The sequence below is a fragment of the Acinetobacter sp. genome (assembly GCF_036666595.1).
Lineage (GTDB): Bacteria > Pseudomonadota > Gammaproteobacteria > Pseudomonadales > Moraxellaceae > Acinetobacter.
The window spans coordinates 219878-237500 of record NZ_JAVWVO010000004.1; the positions used below are offsets into that span (position 1 = coordinate 219878).

Genomic DNA, 17623 nt, shown 5'->3' on the forward strand with positions numbered 1-17623 from the left:
AAATTTTAAAGATCTAAACAACTGAATCTAGAGTAAATCTTAGTTGAACTTGCGGCAATAATATTTATTAAACTTGTAATTTTCTTGAGTAGTTTATGCTGTGTTTTTAATACGGTTTAGTTGGCAAAATGAATTCGGTTTCGTCCTGCTTGCTTGGCACAGTACAAGGCTTTATCTGCGCGTTTAAAGACATCCTCTGCATCTGCGTCATGTTTGCCGACTTCAGCAACCCCTATACTGACCGTAAAACACAGCACTTCTTGTTCATAATGCACTTCCATGGCTTCAATCGTTGAACAAATGCGTTTAAAGACCCGCATGGCTTCATTACCCAAGCAGGCCGGTAAAATAATCGCAAATTCCTCACCGCCAATACGAGCTAAAAAATCTCCCTCACGTAGGATACCTTTTATTTTTTTGGTCATCTTTTTCAGCACATGGTCACCTGCGGTATGCCCATAACAGTCATTCAGCTGTTTAAAGTGATCAATATCTAAAATGCCTATCGTAAATGGCACGCGAGCATGGCTGAAATGCTGCATGGTTTGATTACTTTCTTGTACAAATACCCGACGGTTAAAGGTTCCCGTGAGCTCATCTGTAGAGGCTAAGACCGCCATTTCTTGCACTTGTAAATGCAATTTTATGTTTAAAGCTAACCAAGTGGCGAGACTTTGTAAAAGAATCGCTTGTTGCACGGTGTAGTGATGCTTACGTTGATCTGCCACATTTAAGGTGCCAATACACACGCCATTGTGAATCATGGGCGCATCCATACAGGTTCCCATGCCATGCTCGGAAAGCATTTTACAATCCAGTTCATCCGACTGAGCGAGGTCATCACAAATGATCAGCTTTGCGCAGGCAAAAACGCGTCCGACAAAAGTATGTCCAATGGGAATTTTAAAATCCATCGGAATCGCATGATTGCCTGAGATCGAATACAGCTTGAGATATTCTTCAGTATCTTGCAGGGTAATACTGGCCCGATCCGCATCAAACACGTGAGAAATCCAGTAAGCAATGGTGTCTAAAACAGCTTGTAAGGAGTCTGCTTTACTCAAGTCGTGAATGAAGTCTACAGGGAGTTGAATGGAGTGTACGCCATCAAATCCAGATAATTGGCTTGGGGTAAATGATCGTTCAGTTAATTGTTTCTTGTTTATCATTCAATACGGTATCTCTATAAAAATAGTATCCAGTTTAGTCTTTGTTGGTTTTGCTCTTAGAGAGTGGACATTACCTTTTAGATTTGATCATGCTATAGAAATCGCGTTTCTCCAACGTCAATGTGTAATTAAATTGAAAAAAAACGATATATTTTTACTTTAAATTAAAAATAACCTACAGCGCAAATGTGGCATTTACATGTAGATGACCCGCGGGTCATCTGAGTGACAAAAAAAGAGCACTTAAAGTGCTCTTTTTTGAGGTTGAATGTCGTAATTAGTCACGAACAAATTCAACAGTCCCATTTGCCAATGACTTCACACGTGCCAAAGATTCAACGCGGTAGCCTTTTTCAAGCAAAATGTCACGACCAGGTTGGAATGATTTTTCAATCACAATACCCACGCCTACAACTTCTGCCTTCGCTTGGTGAATTAAGTCAATCAGACCCAAGGCCGCTTGACCATTGGCCAAGAAGTCATCAATCACGAGGGCTTTGTCAGCTGAGCTGATGTGCTTATTTGAAATTGCAATCGTACTTTCCGTTTGTTTAGTAAACGAAAAGACTTTTGAGCGGTAAAGGTCATCTTTTAAGGTTAAAGATTGGTATTTACGCGCAAAAATAACGGGCACGCCCAGTTCTAAACCTGCCATGATTGCAGGTGCAATACCTGATGCTTCAATCGTGATGATTTTAGTGATGCCTGCATCTTTAAAACGAGCAGCAAATTCTTTACCGATTAATTGCATCATAACCGGATCAATTTGGTGGTTTAAGAAAGCATCAACTTTCAGAACTTCATCAGATAGAACGATACCTTCGCTTAAGATTTTCTGTTCTAGTGCGTACACGGGAGAATCCTCTAGGGGCAGGTGCTTTTTCAAGCAAAAGCGTATTTTAGGAAGCACCTGAAAAAATGCAAGTAAAATTCGTCAAAATGACTAATTGCTTGCACCTTTATAACCCGTTAATAGCAATCCATAGGATGTTTTCTTATCAACATGGCTGACTTTGACTGGAAGGTAGTCCAATTTAGGTGCTAACCAGAAAATCGTTTCGCGGCCAGGTTTGTCATGTTTCATGACCACTTTAATGGTATCAAAGGTGCCATAATCAGTTTTGATTGACTCAGAACCTTGCTTCACAAATTTACGTGCTTCCACTTCTTTGGCATCGGCCAAATAATAAGTCGATTTTAAACCGCCGTTTTTGATGTCTTCACGAAGTTGTAATTCAGCATTCAGTTCATCCAGTACGCCGGCTTTCCAAGCGAAAGAACGCGCTTCTTTGTCTTTCTTAGTATTGATGGTTTTTGCCGCTGGATTGAAGTTAATACTCATGGTGTTGTTATGCACCAAAATTTTACTACTACGGCTAAAACTGCTGGACTGAATTTGCTGACCATTGAAACTAAAGCGACTGCTTTCGGTCGCAGACGCGATACCACCAGCTTTGGCTGCAAAGACATAGTTCCAGTTGTTGCCCGATTTTGATAACGTACGTGTCGCTGAGCCCATGTTTTTGCCATTATAGTTAAATTGATAACTGGCTTGGAATGGACTCATGGCAAAGGTTTGACTTGAGAAACCGACAAAGAGCAAGGTGCTGACCCCTGTTGCCATTGCGACTGTTTTCAACATTGATTTAGCCATAAGAAAAAGTTTCCTATTCAGTTGTAGGCACAAATTTTTTGCATAGAAATATTATGCACGTTGATTATGAAGAAAAAATTCGAAACATAGAGCAAACTGTAGTTTTATGTTTCTTTTACACACCTTAAATCACATTTTAGTCGTAGCGTACCGAGTTATTTTTGTCGAATTGGCGAGACCGTGCTTTCGTCTAGATTGGGTTCAATTAAGTCATCGATAGAGGTTTGCGAAAACTTATTGAACAATGCCGTTAAGTTGACATTACCGATCACCACCAATTCTGCTTCACGCAACACGGCATGATTGACATGGACTTTACCTAAAGTATCGATAATGGAACGATTTTTTCCTAACCAGCGATTCAGATCCAAATGTAGTAGATCATCTTTGACTTTAATCACATTCAGTTTTTCTAAAATCATGCCTAAAGGGTCTTGGTTCAGGACTTTTTGATAAAAGAATAGGGCACAGCGCACACCCATTTTATGAAATACTGTTGGGTATTCAGCATCCAGTACGCTGGTATCACTGATTTGCTCAAATACGATCAACTGCGTTTTTTTATTTAACTCCATTTGTGCCAGTTTCAAATCTACCGAAAGCGTGAGTTTGAGTCCGTTATAGTCGAGTGTGGCATATAAACGTAACCAATCATCATGTAAGTCGGCATGCAAGTCTTTCAACATTCTCACATTGTCGGTCACAAAACGTTGAAAAGTGGCATTTAAAAAGACTTGAGACATTGGGAACTCGCGCTCATCCTCAATAAATCCTTCCGCCTTTTGATAAACTTGGCGTAAACGATTTGAAATGTTGGAAATAAGCGTTTGCATAAGAGGCGTCCTAGCTAATCAACGTGTTTGAGCGATCAGATCTCTGGTCGAAATGTTTGAAAAATACTGCTCATCAACCTTGCAGTTTAGCAAAATTAATTGCACCATTTTCATGATTTTATGAAACAGTGAATCTAAAGGGCACAAGGTCTCATTCTACGCAATAAAATGAAGACTGTGTCTATTTTATACTGCGCGCATGCGCTTTGGGGAACAAGACAAATTGTCGGTTTGGTGTGATGCTTAGAAAAATAAATGTAATGCCTTTGGCTCATGATTGGTGGAAAGACCCAATTTTTACAGCGACCGTCGTACTGGCGGTATTTTTGCATCTCGTGATTTTGACTTTGCAATTTGCTATGCCTCAAGAAAATGATGCGGCAGTGAAAGAAATTGCCGTTACTTTGCGTCCTTCTGATAAAAAAATTGAAAATGCAGATTTTTTAGCGCAAGCCGATCAACAAGGTTCAGGGACCTTTCGTGAGTCACATCGCATGTCGAGTGACATGCCCGCACCGATGCTTGAGCAAAGTACAGGCGAACAGCAGCGTGAAACTTTAGAGCAGATCCAACAAAAACGTGAGCTGAATTTTGAAGAAAAACTGTTGATGACGACTTTAAGCTGGCAAAAACAAGCTGAGGATAACCAGCGCAAAAAAGCCATGGAAGAAATGAACAGTCAGTTTCAAGCCAAAGCAGCAATGGTGGCCAGCCTTGAAGCGCAATATTTACAACGCCAACAAAACTTTAGCCGTCAGCAAAAAATCAAAACAGTTGATGGGATTCAAGCTAAGCAAGATATTTCGGCAGCTTATCTTGAAAAGTTCCGTCAGAAAGTGGAATTTTATGGCAACCGTTACTATCCAGAAGCAGCTAAACAACAACGACTGGCGGGTGAAGTACGTTTAATGGTGATTCTAAATGCATCAGGAGGCATCCGTGCTATTCGCCTGATTGATAGTTCAGGTCATGAGATGCTCGATGAGGCGGCAAAAGCATCGGTACGTAAGGCCGCACCATTCGGTGGATTTGATGCCAAAATGAAGGATATTTCTGAATTACGCATTGTGCGTACATGGCGTTTTGACCCAGCAGAGGCAGAGTTTGAAGTGCACTGAGCTGTGCACTTTTAAGTGTACTCTGATGATTTTGCTTACTTCGGTTTATTGGGTTGCGCGGACATAGGCACCGTCTTGACGTCCACCGATCCAAGTTACGGTTAAATGAGACTCTTCCACATCTAGGCGGCTAGGAAAAATCTCTAAGTGCTTGCTATATTTCGGTGATGCTTTTAAACCAATGCAGTTACCATTTTTCCACCATGTCCCTTCGGCATATTGGTCTAAAGAGCCGACAACTAAGTACCATTTAAATTTACCGTTGGGTTCTAGTAAAAGCTCGGAACCGACCTCCATAACGCCGTTTAAATAATAATGTCCAGCCCACGCCTGAGCTGCGTCTTGAAATTTCACTTCTTGGCAGGATGTTTGATTTTGATCATTGCTATTGGCATAAAGTGGCGTGGTGCAGGAGAGGGCGATAACGCAGAGTAGTTTTGAAATTGGTGTATGCATTTTTATAATCTCTTCATCTATTTTTTCATTTTGCATTATTTTTAGCATAAATAAACCCGACACATCGAGATGTATCGGGTGAGTTGTTTCAAATCTAATAATTACTGTTCTAAATAAGGGTTTTCAAAACCGAGTTTCGCTAAAATTTCAATTTCGATACCTTCCATTTCTTCAGCATCTGCTTCTGACGTTTCATGGTCATAACCCATGAGATGCAAGGTGCCATGTACCAACATATGAGTGAAATGCGTCAGTGGCGCTTTGTTTTGTTCTTCCGCTTCCAACAGCACCACAGGAATGCAAATGACTAAATCGCCAATAGGAAATGAGTCAAGAATTTGCGCCATTTCATCGGGCAAGTCACTCGGGAAAGATAACACATTGGTTGATTTATCTTTGCCGCGATATTCCAAATTCAATTTATGACTTTCATCATGGTCGACACAAGCAATGCCAATTTCACAGTTACTCTGTGTGCCAATATGGCGTAAAACAGTTTCTACAACTTTTTTGATATAACCACGTTTCAAGACCAATTCAGGTGCTTGAAAGTCCTGTTGTAGAGAAAGACTCAGTTTCAAAATAGATCCTTAAATAATGACATCTGCGGGCATTTTAAAATGCCCGCAGACTTTAACTTAATGCTGAGCATCGGCAGCGGCATCATTTTCAGCCACTAAGGCCTCTTGACGCGCTTTGCGTTCAGCACGCGCTTCAGCCGTTAAGCGATGTTGTTCTGCATCCCATCCCTCATAAGCTTCAACAATTTTTTGCACTAATTGGTGACGTACCACATCACGAGAGTGGAAGCGGGTAATGTGAATTTCTTTGATCTTGTCGATGATGCGTAAAGCATGCGCCAGACCGGATTGCTGACCACGCGGTAAGTCGACCTGTGTGATATCACCCGTAATCACTGCACGCGAACCAAAGCCTAAGCGTGTGAGGAACATTTTCATTTGTTCAGGCGTGGTGTTTTGTGCTTCGTCTAAAATCACGAAAGAGTGGTTTAAAGTTCGACCACGCATATACGCCAGTGGTGCCACTTCAATCACTTGACGTTCAATCAGTTTGGCTACTTTTTCAAAACCAAGCATTTCATACAAGGCGTCGTAGAGTGGGCGTAAATAGGGATCAATTTTCTGGCTTAAATCACCCGGGAGGAAACCAAGTTTTTCACCCGCTTCAACGGCAGGACGAACCAATAAAATCCGTTGAATTTCATTACGTTCTAGCATATCGACTGCGGCTGCAACTGCGAGATAGGTTTTACCTGTACCCGCAGGTCCAATACCAAAAGAAATATCGCTTTGTAGAATACGCTGCACATAACGCTTTTGGTTGGCACCACGTGGATTGATACGACCTTTACGGGTTTGGAGCCATACTTCATCTAAACCAGTGTGCTCTTGCCCGTCGAGGTCTTCTTGCAATTCACGGTCAGTCTGACTGCCTTGAATCATGAGGTGTAAGGTGTCAGCACTGATTTGTGCCGTATTTTCTGCTTCTTCATGCAGGCGATGGAGCAGACCTTCGGCTCTCTCAACTGCATCCATTTCACCATCGACATAAAATGCATCACCTCGATGGGAAATAGTGACATCTAAACGCTGTTCGATTTGTTTCAAATGACCGTTATAAGCACCGAGCATGCTCTTTAAACGTTCTATTGAAACCCCAGGAAAAGTTACTGTACGTCGAATCGCTGCAGTCAAGAGAATTCCTTTAAGTAGTCAGAATCTATTCCCTTACATTACGCCACGTCAGGCTCAAGATTCAAGAGTTCACCATAAACAAAATTCAAAGTTTTAATCTCTGTCACTTCGATTTCAGCGAAACGTCCGACCCATGCTGCATCACCAATAAAACTCACATAACGAGTGTTATCCGCCGTGCCAATCAGTAGGTTTGGATCTTTGTCTGAAACTTTCTCGACCAAAACGCGTTGAATGGTGCCGAGCATGGCATCGGTCTTGTCAATACTCGATCGTTTGATCCATTTTTGAACTTTACTGAGACGCTCTTTTTTCACCTCTTCAGAGGTGGTGTCTTCAAGATCAGACGCAGGTGTACCCGGACGTTTTGAATAGACAAAACTGTAGGAATGGTCGAAGTCCATATCTTTGATGAATTGATAGGTTTCTTCAAAGTACGCATCGGTTTCACCCGGGAAACCAATGATGAAGTCACTGGATAAATGCATATCTGGACGGACTTTGCGTAATTTGGCAATTTTGTCGATATACACATCAATGGTGTGGTTACGCTTCATGGCTTGCAATACATCGTTTGAGCCGCTTTGCACGGGCAAATGTAGATGCGACACCATTTGTGGGAGGTCACGGTAACATTCAATTAAGTCATCATTAAATTCAAGTGGATGTGAGGTGGTGTAGCGTAAACGCCCAATCCCCGGAATTTCTGCAACAAGACGTAATAAGTCTGCAAAAGTACAGATATTGCCTTCAAACGTTTCACCACGGTAACCATTGACGTTTTGACCCAATAACGAAATCTCACGGACGCCTTTTTCGGCTAAGGTCGCAATTTCAGCTAAAACATCATCCAGTGGGCGAGAAACTTCTTCACCACGGGTATAGGGCACTACACAGAATGAACAATATTTTGAACACCCCTCCATAATTGAAACAAAAGCCTTGTAACCTTCCACACGCGGTTCAGGTAAAAAGTCGAATTTTTCAATGTCAGGGAAAGAAATATCGACCAATTTGATTTTTTCTTTCTTGGGTTTTTCGATTTGATCAAAGTGCTGATCCAGCATTTGTGGCAAACGGTGCAAGGTTTGCGGGCCAAAAATCATGTCGACATAATTGGCGCGTTTTTGAATGTTGTCACCCTCTTGAGAGGCCACACAACCACCGACACCAATGATCAGGTCTGGATTTTTGTCTTTCAGCTTGCGCCAGCGGCCCAATTCAGAAAACACTTTTTCTTGGGCTTTTTCACGAATCGAGCAGGTATTCATCAGTAGAATATCGGCTTCTTTCGGGTCTTGGGTCAGCACATAACCGTGCGAGTCGCCAAGTAAGTCTGCCATACGGTGACTGTCATACTCATTCATCTGACACCCTTGCGTTTCGATATACAGTTTTTTAACTGATCCATCGATGGCTGGGGTGTGCTGTGGCTGGGTAACAGTGTTTTCTGAGGCAGCTTGGGCACCATTTGGAATGAAGGTTTGAACCGTCATGTAGGCTCCTAAGGGGGATAAATCTAGGTTTTTGTGTCTGATCGGTATCTGTGGCGGCGAAAGCAGAGCTTGGCTGGCGACAAAAAAGGGCGATCAAACACCATGTGAAATCTACGAAAGGCGCATATTTTAGCAGGAAATCTGAATAAACTTATAGCTTTAAATCTGAAGCTAAAAAGATTGATTTGTGAAGTGAAAATGCAGGAAAATTAATATTGTCTAATCATAAGGTTACATAAGAGAACAATAGAGTCTGTTATGAGTTATTAAACTAATGAAAATGATGAGACGAGACTAGGCAATTCAAAGATGACTGAAGGCAAACCCATGTTAAAACGATTACAGAATAAATATTATCAAGTGTTTGCGTTGGGTGTGGCTGCCTTGGGTCTATCTGCAGCGACACATGCTGCAGATGAACAGTTTAATGATGCCTTGCGTGCAGCAAATGCCGGTAATGTTGGTTTATTACAACAATATCAAAGCAGTATGCAGGGTGATGTGCTGGGTTATTATCCTGAATACTGGGTATTTAACAGTAATTTGGCGTTGCAACCTGCGGCGAATATTGTCGGATTTGCACAGCGCTATCCGCAATCTGCCATGGCTGAGAAGTTAGCAGCAGATTACATCGAAGAAAAAGTCAAAATGGCCGACTTTGCTTCCGCGCAGCCGGTATTGGCCTATGTGTCCAATGCAGATCGCGCAGAAAGCTGTGCCATGGCGCAAGTCCGTGCCAAGTCAGGCGACCCTTTGGTTTTTGCCGAATATAAAGATGTTTGGCTCACGACCAATACACAACCTGAGTCTTGTACAGGGCTGGGGCGCATGATGTTGTCTAGTCCACTGATGACGGAACAAGACAAACAACAACGCCTATGGGCACAGCTACGTGCAGGGCAGTCAGGTCAATCGATTGCAACCGCACAAACCATTGGCATGAATCTGTCTTTGGCGCAGCTGAATAGCATTCAAGCCGATCCACTGAACTATCTCTGGTCCGCACCGAAAGCATCGGCGGCAGATCAAGCGTATTTAATTTATGCGATTGGACGTTTAGCCGACAGTGATCTAAATACTGCACTGGCATCGGTAAAGCGTGCTGCAGAGGGTACACCTGAGTCGGTACAAAGAGCGTTGTACCGCGCCGTGGGGTATATCGGTGGCACAACTGTTATGAAAAATAATTTTAATGTGGAAGTGTTGCAAGCCTTTGATCGGAGCTATGGTTTAGCACTGAGTGAAGAAGAAGCTGAAATCTATGCACGCCAAGCCATTCGTTTCGGCGCATGGGAGAGTGTCATTCGTGCCATTGATGGCATGAGTGTGACGCAGAAACAAGAAGATCGCTGGCAATATTGGTTAGCCCGTGCTTCAGAACAACGTGGTGATGCAAAATCAAAAGCACTGGCGCGCGAGATTTTCAAAAAATTGTCAGTAGGTGACGATTATCATAACTTATTGGCAAAAGATCGTATTGGTCAGCGTTATCAAACGATTCCAGCCAATACCCAACCGAGCAATGCGGATGCGCAGCGTTTGAGTCAAGATATTCACTTTAGTCGCGCTTTTGCACTGCGTAACGTCAATGCGCCAGACAATTATGTTAACCGTGAGTGGAATTGGGCGGTTCGACAAGCTTATTTAAAACAAGATGATGGCTTAATTTTGGCTGCTGCCAAACGTGCCACAGAAATGGGATGGTATGACCGAGCAATCTATGCAGCCGATCGAACCGTCAAGCAGCATAACTACAGTTATCGTTATGCCATGCCACATCAAAGCTATGTGGTCAGCCATAGCCGCAATGCAGGCATAGATCCTGCATGGGCGTATGGGTTAATGCGCCAAGAAAGCCGATTTGTTACCCATGCACGTTCGCATGTTGGGGCAGGTGGTTTGATGCAAATCATGCCGGATACGGCAAAACTGGTCGCTAGACAAATGGGTGAAACCTATAATCCTGCTGCACTGAGTGATATGAATACCAATGTTCGTTATGGCACATTTTACTTGTCCATGATTCAAAGCCAATTAAGTAACAGTCCTGTACTTGCCACAGCCGGTTATAACGCAGGGCCAAATCGTGCGCGCCGTTGGCAGCCTGAAAATCAGCCGATTGCGGCGGATCAATACACAGAAAGTATTCCTCTGACTGAAACTCGTGATTACGTCAAGCATGTCATGAGTAATGCGACACATTATGGTGTTCTGCTTGGACAGGGCCCACAGTCGATCACCCAGCGCATGCAAAATATTCCTTTTAGAAGTCAATGATAAAGGCCTAGGCATTTTATGGTTTTGATGTCATCCCAATCAGTCTTAACGCAAAAGCTTCTGCTGTTGATCAGCAGCGGCATTGCTATGGGATTTTTTGCGACCTCAGCCCATGCAACACCGACCGTGTTTGGCTATGTGATGGAAGTTCAAATGACACCCGCCGTGTGTTTGTTTGATAACCAAGGCTCAAAGAAACGGAAATGTTTAGAAGGCTATTCACTCAATATCACTGGCTTATACCCTGAAACCACGACACGAGAGTGTCAGACTAAGTCTTCAGCTGTATTGTCTCCGCTTCAAACTAAAGTGGTGGCTCGGGTCATGCCCGATGAGCATGCACGTCGTCAGTTGTGGGCAGAGATTGGGGGGTGTGTGCCGATGAGTGCCAGTCAATATTTCCGTAACGTGATTAATTATGCAGAACGTTTAAAAATCCCCGCAGATTTGACTTCATCTGAAAATAAAACCGCGCAACTGCATAGCTTACGTGGACAGTTCCAACGTTTGAATCCTGGACTGCCTGCAAGCGGACTGCGTTTTAGCTGCCGTACTCACCGCCAAACCAATATTTTGACCGAAGTCAAGGTTTGTTATAAACCCAATGGTCAGTACAAAGGCTGTGCAGAGAATATACAAGAAAACTGTCCAAATTCTTTTGCGATCAAGGGTTCTTACTAATCTCTTTCCTTAAATTAATTTATATTTCCTATCATACTTTTGTTGGAATTCATTCTCTTTTACATGCATCTGCGAAAGTATTGGAGTACAATCTTTCGCGTTTATGATTATTAGATTAAATGGACTAACTATTTAATCGCATTGAATATCCTCAATTGGAGATAATTAGATGAAGCAAGCAGTTCGTGTTGCCGTTACTGGCGCCGCAGGTCAAATCGGTTACAGCCTATTATTCCGTATCGCTAGCGGCGAAATGTTAGGTAAAGACCAACCCGTTATTTTGCAATTGCTCGAAGTTCCTTTTGAGAAGCCACAAGCTGCGCTTAAAGGCGTAATGATGGAGCTTGAAGACTGTGCATTCCCTCTTTTAGAAGGCATGATCGGTACTGATAATCCAGACGTTGCATTTAAAGATGCTGACTACTGCTTACTTGTAGGTTCTCGTCCACGTGGTCCTGGTATGGAACGTGCTGAACTTTTACAAGAAAATGCTAAAATCTTTACTGTTCAAGGTAAATCAATTAACGATCACGCAAGCCGTGACGTTAAAGTTCTTGTTGTAGGTAATCCTGCGAACACGAATGCTTACATCGCTATGAAATCTGCTCCAGATCTAAATCCTGGTCAATTCACAGCTATGTTACGTCTTGATCACAACCGTGCGCTTAGCCAAGTTGCGGCTAAGACTGGTAAAGCTGTTAAAGACATCAAACAACTTACAGTTTGGGGTAACCACTCTCCAACCATGTATGCTGACTACCGTTTCGCGACCATCAATGGCGAAAGCGTAAAAGACATGATCAACGACCAAGAATGGAATGCAAACGTATTCCTTCCTACTGTTGGTAAGCGTGGCGCTGCAATTATTGAAGCGCGTGGCCTGTCTTCTGCTGCTTCTGCTGCAAATGCTGCAATCGACCATATGCGTGATTGGGCTCTTGGCACAAACGGCGAATGGGTAACGATGGGTATTCCTTCTGATGGTTCTTATGGTATTCCAGAAGGCGTGATGTACGGTGTTCCAGTAACATGTGCAAATGGTCAGTACACACGTGTTGAAGGCTTAGAAATTGATGCTTTCAGCCGTGAACGTATGGACATTACGCTTGAAGAATTAGAAGGTGAACGTGCAGCGATTGCTCACTTGTTCAACTAATTGATTTCAGCAAGAGCTGATTTAAATTAGAAAAAAGCACTCCATTTGGGGTGCTTTTTTTTGTGCAGATGATTTTTTTGAACAAAAAATAACATGCTGTGATCTAGATACAACTGAGAGTATGTAGACAACGGTTTAATCTGAAAGGGCATGATCAGGGCTTGAGGAGAACAATGATGTTTGACCAACAACCGACTTTAGAACTTTTATTTGAACAATTGGGGCTTGATGCGAGTGCAGAAGCAATCGATCAGTTTATTGAAACACACCAACTTACTTCAGACGTTCCATTGCATAAAGCACCCTTTTGGTCAAAAGCACAGCATGACTTCATTATCAGTAATTGGAAAAAAGATGATGAATGGGCAATGGTGGTCGACCTGTTAAATGAACAATTGCATACAGAACATACGCTTTCAGGTTCGTGTCATTTATAATCACAAATTGAAACAACAAACCTAGTTTTATGACTAGGTTTTTTTAGAAAATACATATAAGTTAATTCAATAATAATTGACAATAGTATTGATAAGGAGGCCGAGATGCTCAGTCAACATAAACCATCCTTAGAGCTTTTATTTTCGCAACTGGGACTCGCCAATAGTGCGGCTGCCATCGAGTTGTATATTCGTACGCATCAACTTCCTGCTCATCAATCTTTACACGATGCACCGTTTTGGAATTCCGCTCAACGTGCGCTATTAATCAGTCATTTGGTTCAAGATGATGATTGGGCGATTATGGTTGATGAACTCAATCAACAGCTACATCTCGATGCTTATAAACTTCAAACTGCCTAAATTGATTTTATGCTATTGTCATTTGAATAGTAGAATTGACCCATAAAAAAACGCCTGATTTTAGGCGTTTTTTATTTGTACATTTTAGTGCAATTTACTTTGCACCAGTTTGATAAACCAATCTTCTTGATGAAGGTCAACAAAAGCGGCATGTTCACGCAGTAACACGAAATCAAACTCGGTGCTTTTCGCATATTTGCCAAGCCAGTGTCGCGCCAATGCCGACTCTTTTCGACTGACCGATGCATAGGCCAAAAACAGGTAAATATCGCCCTGACCATAGCTGGTCAGTGGTTTTAAAATTTGCTGTGTAATCAGTGCAAAGCGATCTTCTTTGGTGATTTCAAAGTACAGCATATAAGCCTTGGCAAGATGCAAAGACAAATTGAGGTACAAAGAGAGAGGCATTTCCTCAAACTCAATTCGACCTTGCTCAAGTAACACCACCGCTTCTTGTAAAAAGTGGACTTGCTCTTGGCGCAGTTGGCTCAGGGTGACCAACTGTAAGCGTAAGTCAGCACGCTCAAGCGCTAATTCAGGGCTATTGCCTTGTAGGTAGAGTTGATCTGTTTCACCAATACGCTGAATAATTTGTTGACTGCTGGCACGCATCGGTTACATCCTCATCAATTGATGTTCAGTATATGAGGATACTTTTTACAATTTAAAGTCTTTTTACTTGAATCACAGAATTGTACTGTCACTCCGTAACCATCCAGTAATCGATAAACGCTGATGCTTGGCTTCTAAAACCTCATGCAGCAAGTCACTTTGAAACAATGCAATACGATTCGGTTTGGGTTGTAGTACATGCCAAATGTTATTTTTATCTTGCAGATGAAGTTCACCGCCCCAATCGTCTTGCCAGTCTTCGTGTAAATAATAAACCGTAGAAATCATGCGACCATTTTTGCCTTGAGGATTATCACGGTGTAGTGCATAAAACTCGCCAGCGTTATAGCAAGCAAAATGTGCTTCGACGTCTCGAATACCAAGATAAAAGGCACGATTTAGTTCCTGACCCAAACTAAAAAGGGCTTGAACATGTTGATGGGAAATAACGAGCTCGGGATTGAGCCATAAAATGTGATCACTGCGGATCTTGCTGATGACACCGTTTTGAATAGCGGCTTCACGAAAGCGGTTTAAGTTCGAAGTACATTCTTCAATGAGTTGATGTACATAGTCATTAGAATAGGCGTCATCAATGATGGCAAAACCATGTTGATCTAAATCATCTAGGATTTGATCAACATTCCAAGACTTTGGGAGAAGAACTGCTTCCATTACATTAACCTAAAAAAGACAAAGAAAAGCCACGCTTATTCTAGTGTATGAAAGCAATCTGAACGAAACTATTTTTCATGCTAAAATACTCATTGATTTTAGGAATGATAGAAACATGAATTACCGTCACCACTTCCATGCAGGTAACTTTGCAGATGTCATGAAGCATGTCCTTTTGCTTCAGATTTTGACTCGCCTCAATCAAAAAGATAAACCGTATCGTTATATTGATACGCATGGCGGTGCTGGTAAATATGATTTATCGACTTCAGAAGCACAAAAGTCGGGTGAGTTCTTAAATGGTATTCACCGTTTAGTAAAACTTGATGACTCGATTAAGCGTAATGCGCCTGAAGGTGTTCAGCAGTATTTAAAAATTGTTGAAAAAATGCGTGAAGGTTCAGGTAAAGGCGCTTATCCAGGTTCACCGTGGTTTGCATTGGAAGGCATGCGCGAAATCGATAAAGCCACCATTTTTGAAATGCAGCGTGATGTATTCCAACAGTTGTATTACAACGTTCGTGACAAACGCGCGGGCTTACATGAGCGCGATGCTTATGAAGGGCTATTTGGCGTTATTCCACCCAAAGAAAAACGCGGATTGGTGATGATTGATCCACCTTACGAAGTGGAGCGTAAAGATTTCCCTCAATTGGTTGATCTCATAGCGACTGCATATAAAAAATGGCCAACGGGTGTGTTTGCAATTTGGTATCCAATCAAAGACCGTGCCATGATTGATCGTTTTGAAAAGAAAATGATTAAAACGGGGATTCGCCGTCAGTTGATTTGTGAAGTGTGTGTATGGCCAGATGATACCCCTGTGGGCTTAAACGGTTGTGGTCTGTTGGTGATTAACCCACCTTGGAAGTTTTCTGAAGATGCAGATGAAGCACTACAATGGTTATTCCCACATTTGCGTATGAGTGAAAATGGTGGTCATGCTGCTGTTCGTTGGTTGGTTGGCGAATAAAGATAGACTATAAGAGAAAAGGCTACATTAGGATCGACAGAGAATGACAAATAGAAATAAACCTGAAAGCGAATCTTCACCCCGCAGTACGCCTACTTTTGATGGGATTACTTTCGAGGTGGAAGAAGAAGAGCACACACAGGAAGGTCAAAAAGTAAAACGTCGAGGTATTTATTTGTGGCCGAACCTGATTACAACGGCAGCGTTGTTGTCAGGCTTTTATTCCATCATTGCCAGTATGAATGGCAACTTTCAGCAAGCGATTTATGCCATTTTCTTGGCAGCTTTGTTGGATGGTTTGGACGGCCGTGTTGCACGAGCCATTGGTGCGCAGAGTGCTTTTGGTGAACAGTATGATTCGTTATCTGACTTGTTGGCTTTTGGTGTTGCGCCCGCTATTTTGATGTATAGCTGGAGTTTAGATTCACTGGGTCGTATTGGTTTAGCGTGTTGTTTTGTCTACACCGCCTGTGCTGCGTTCCGTTTAGCGCGTTTTAATGTGCAAATCGGTGTGGTGGATAAGCGTTACTTTATTGGTGTAGCTAGTCCACTTGCTGCGATTATTATTATTTCATTGGTTTGGGTCGGACTCGATTTTCCAGAAATTTTTGATATTCGTGAGCGGGGTATTCAAGCCATCAGCGCAGCGGTGATTGTGTCGGTGGGGCTCCTCATGATTTCGAATATTAAATATTATTCGTTTAAAACGGTAGATCGTAAGCGCGTTCCATTTTTTGTACTTCCTATCGCGGTCTTTATTTTTGCTGCAATGACTTACAATATTCCTGTCGGTATTTTGGTTATTTCCTTGATTTATGCATTATCTGGCTTTATTACTACGTTTTTAGCACGACGTCAGCAAAGCCCATCATGAGTTAATGATATGTAGAAGGAGTATGATATGTGGTTGTTTCAAGATTTTCTCGATCAGTCTAAACAACTTAATCAGGCTCCTTCACGGTCACTTCCTGCTTATCATCCACCCAATAAAAAATATAAAATTATTCATCAAGCTTTAACCATTCCCAATCTTCCTGCGCCACTGCATTACTTGAATTTTTTGAGCATGATTGGTCAGCCCAATACACCCATGTTTCGGAATAACAGTGCAATCAGAACTACCCCTTTAGATACCGCGACCGTATTGGCTAGCAGTAGTCCACATATGGCAGGGCAACTGAACCGCTATTCAATTTCTGAGGAATGTTTATTTCAAGAAAAAACATTTAAATTTGCCAATAAAGAACAGCTCATGGGAACGTTCCCAAATTTTCAAATTCAAAGAAAAGACACAGAATTGAGTTTTGAGATCGAAATTACAACAACACCTCTGATTTCACATTTCACCAAATTGCGTTTTGGTCTTGCCGAGCATTGGTCTGTATTGTGTCGATGTCAGGGAGAAGTTAAATATAAAGAGCAGCGCTATGACATTGACCAGTTAGGGGCTTTTGAATACGCGCGCAGTATCGACTTTAGTTATTTACCCTTAGCATTTTTCACATATCAAGTCATTAATCTAGTGGATCAGCGTCAACTATTGTTAGAGCAAATTCGAGATTCGTTTAATCGAATTGTACAGTCACGCATTTATATACGTGATTTTCAAAAACAACAAACTCGTATGTTTGATCAGATGGTACGCTTTCAAGTCCATCGCGTTTATCCTGCTGTGAAAACCCCCAATGGGCAAAAAATGTATTTGCCGCGAGAATTTGAATGGCATTATCAAGACGAGCAGGGACATCGCATTCATCTTTGTGCGCAAAGTCGTGGTGATTTTAAATTTGGTTTAGCTGCGGGTTATGTAGGTAGCTTTAAATATCAACTCAAAATGGATAATTATGAGGAGTATGGTGAAAGTGGTTATTGTGAATATGTGGATTGTCGTGCATTAAAGTGGCAAGAAAAAAAATCACAAGAAAAAAATCGCAATGAAATTGGAGAAATTGTCCCCTTTTCACTCAAAAAATAAGAAAAAAGCGTCATTTTGCTGAATAAATAAACA

Annotated in this window: 19 protein-coding genes; 9 read left to right on the forward strand and 10 right to left on the reverse strand. The window is 42.0% G+C overall.

Features of this window, described 5'->3' with window-relative positions; all coding sequences use genetic code 11:
- Positions 1-116: 116 nt before the first annotated feature.
- The 4 genes from RR876_RS08050 to RR876_RS08065 all read right to left on the reverse strand — a co-directional run bounded on the left by RR876_RS08050 (position 117) and on the right by RR876_RS08065 (position 3656).
- Positions 117-1169 (reverse strand): sensor domain-containing diguanylate cyclase, encoded by a 1053-nt coding sequence (locus tag RR876_RS08050; RefSeq protein WP_332476470.1) that lies wholly within the window; start codon positions 1167-1169, stop codon positions 117-119.
- Positions 1170-1446: 277 nt separating this feature from the next.
- On the reverse strand, positions 1447-2022 hold the full coding sequence (locus RR876_RS08055) for a xanthine phosphoribosyltransferase (protein WP_004691243.1): 576 nt from the start codon (positions 2020-2022) through the stop codon (positions 1447-1449).
- A 90-nt stretch (positions 2023-2112) separates the two neighbouring features.
- Positions 2113-2823 (reverse strand): DUF3108 domain-containing protein, encoded by a 711-nt coding sequence (locus RR876_RS08060; protein WP_332476471.1) that lies wholly within the window; start codon positions 2821-2823, stop codon positions 2113-2115.
- 155 nt (positions 2824-2978) lie between these two features.
- Positions 2979-3656: a hypothetical protein gene (locus tag RR876_RS08065; RefSeq protein WP_004977854.1), complete on the reverse strand. Its 678-nt coding sequence runs from the start codon at positions 3654-3656 to the stop codon at positions 2979-2981.
- Positions 3657-3916: 260 nt separating this feature from the next.
- Between RR876_RS08065 and RR876_RS08070 the strand changes: the two genes are divergently transcribed.
- Positions 3917-4774 (forward strand): TonB family protein, encoded by an 858-nt coding sequence (locus RR876_RS08070; RefSeq protein ID WP_004691238.1) that lies wholly within the window; start codon positions 3917-3919, stop codon positions 4772-4774.
- A 45-nt stretch (positions 4775-4819) separates the two neighbouring features.
- Here the strand turns inward: RR876_RS08070 and RR876_RS08075 are convergent, their stop codons facing one another.
- From RR876_RS08075 to miaB, 4 genes are all read right to left on the reverse strand, one after another.
- Entirely contained in the window at positions 4820-5230 is a 411-nt protein-coding gene (locus RR876_RS08075; protein ID WP_332476472.1) for a hypothetical protein, read from the reverse strand.
- 101 nt (positions 5231-5331) lie between these two features.
- The gene (gene ybeY, locus RR876_RS08080) at positions 5332-5811 is read right to left on the reverse strand and encodes an rRNA maturation RNase YbeY (RefSeq protein ID WP_332476473.1); all 480 of its coding nucleotides are present in this window, start codon (positions 5809-5811) and stop codon (positions 5332-5334) included.
- Between the two features lie 57 nt (positions 5812-5868).
- Positions 5869-6945: a PhoH family protein gene (locus RR876_RS08085; RefSeq protein ID WP_004977846.1), complete on the reverse strand. Its 1077-nt coding sequence runs from the start codon at positions 6943-6945 to the stop codon at positions 5869-5871.
- Between the two features lie 38 nt (positions 6946-6983).
- Complete coding sequence (gene miaB / locus RR876_RS08090; RefSeq protein ID WP_332476474.1) at positions 6984-8441, reverse strand: tRNA (N6-isopentenyl adenosine(37)-C2)-methylthiotransferase MiaB; 1458 nt, start codon at positions 8439-8441, stop codon at positions 6984-6986.
- Between the two features lie 309 nt (positions 8442-8750).
- Here miaB and RR876_RS08095 point away from each other — a divergent pair, with 309 nt between their 5' ends.
- The 5 genes from RR876_RS08095 to RR876_RS08115 all read left to right on the forward strand — a co-directional run bounded on the left by RR876_RS08095 (position 8751) and on the right by RR876_RS08115 (position 13355).
- The gene (locus tag RR876_RS08095; protein ID WP_332476475.1) at positions 8751-10718 is read left to right on the forward strand and encodes a transglycosylase SLT domain-containing protein; all 1968 of its coding nucleotides are present in this window, start codon (positions 8751-8753) and stop codon (positions 10716-10718) included.
- A 27-nt stretch (positions 10719-10745) separates the two neighbouring features.
- Positions 10746-11399 carry a ribonuclease I gene (locus RR876_RS08100; protein WP_228260970.1) on the forward strand — a complete coding sequence of 218 codons (654 nt, stop codon included), beginning with the start codon at positions 10746-10748 and terminating at the stop codon, positions 11397-11399.
- Positions 11400-11568: 169 nt separating this feature from the next.
- Complete coding sequence (locus RR876_RS08105) at positions 11569-12555, forward strand: malate dehydrogenase (protein ID WP_332476476.1); 987 nt, start codon at positions 11569-11571, stop codon at positions 12553-12555.
- 176 nt (positions 12556-12731) lie between these two features.
- Positions 12732-12992 carry a DUF2789 family protein gene (locus RR876_RS08110; RefSeq protein ID WP_004691222.1) on the forward strand — a complete coding sequence of 87 codons (261 nt, stop codon included), beginning with the start codon at positions 12732-12734 and terminating at the stop codon, positions 12990-12992.
- A 105-nt stretch (positions 12993-13097) separates the two neighbouring features.
- The gene (locus RR876_RS08115) at positions 13098-13355 is read left to right on the forward strand and encodes a DUF2789 family protein (protein WP_004691219.1); all 258 of its coding nucleotides are present in this window, start codon (positions 13098-13100) and stop codon (positions 13353-13355) included.
- Positions 13356-13439: 84 nt separating this feature from the next.
- Here the strand turns inward: RR876_RS08115 and RR876_RS08120 are convergent, their stop codons facing one another.
- Both RR876_RS08120 and RR876_RS08125 read right to left on the reverse strand, forming a co-directional pair.
- Positions 13440-13967 carry a hypothetical protein gene (locus tag RR876_RS08120; RefSeq protein ID WP_332476477.1) on the reverse strand — a complete coding sequence of 176 codons (528 nt, stop codon included), beginning with the start codon at positions 13965-13967 and terminating at the stop codon, positions 13440-13442.
- Positions 13968-14039: 72 nt separating this feature from the next.
- Positions 14040-14642, reverse strand: coding sequence for a 2OG-Fe(II) oxygenase (locus tag RR876_RS08125; protein ID WP_332476478.1), 603 nt, complete (start codon positions 14640-14642; stop codon positions 14040-14042).
- Positions 14643-14757: 115 nt separating this feature from the next.
- Here RR876_RS08125 and rlmJ point away from each other — a divergent pair, with 115 nt between their 5' ends.
- Genes rlmJ through RR876_RS08140 form a run of 3 tightly spaced genes read left to right on the forward strand, consistent with a single transcriptional unit; the run spans position 14758 to position 17590 of the window.
- Entirely contained in the window at positions 14758-15615 is an 858-nt protein-coding gene (rlmJ, locus tag RR876_RS08130) for a 23S rRNA (adenine(2030)-N(6))-methyltransferase RlmJ (protein ID WP_004691214.1), read from the forward strand.
- 43 nt (positions 15616-15658) lie between these two features.
- A complete protein-coding gene (gene pssA, locus RR876_RS08135) occupies positions 15659-16489 on the forward strand; it encodes a CDP-diacylglycerol--serine O-phosphatidyltransferase (protein ID WP_332476479.1) in 831 nt (276 codons plus the stop codon).
- A 27-nt stretch (positions 16490-16516) separates the two neighbouring features.
- Positions 16517-17590, forward strand: coding sequence for a DUF6670 family protein (locus RR876_RS08140; protein WP_332476480.1), 1074 nt, complete (start codon positions 16517-16519; stop codon positions 17588-17590).
- Positions 17591-17623: the final 33 nt, after the last annotated feature.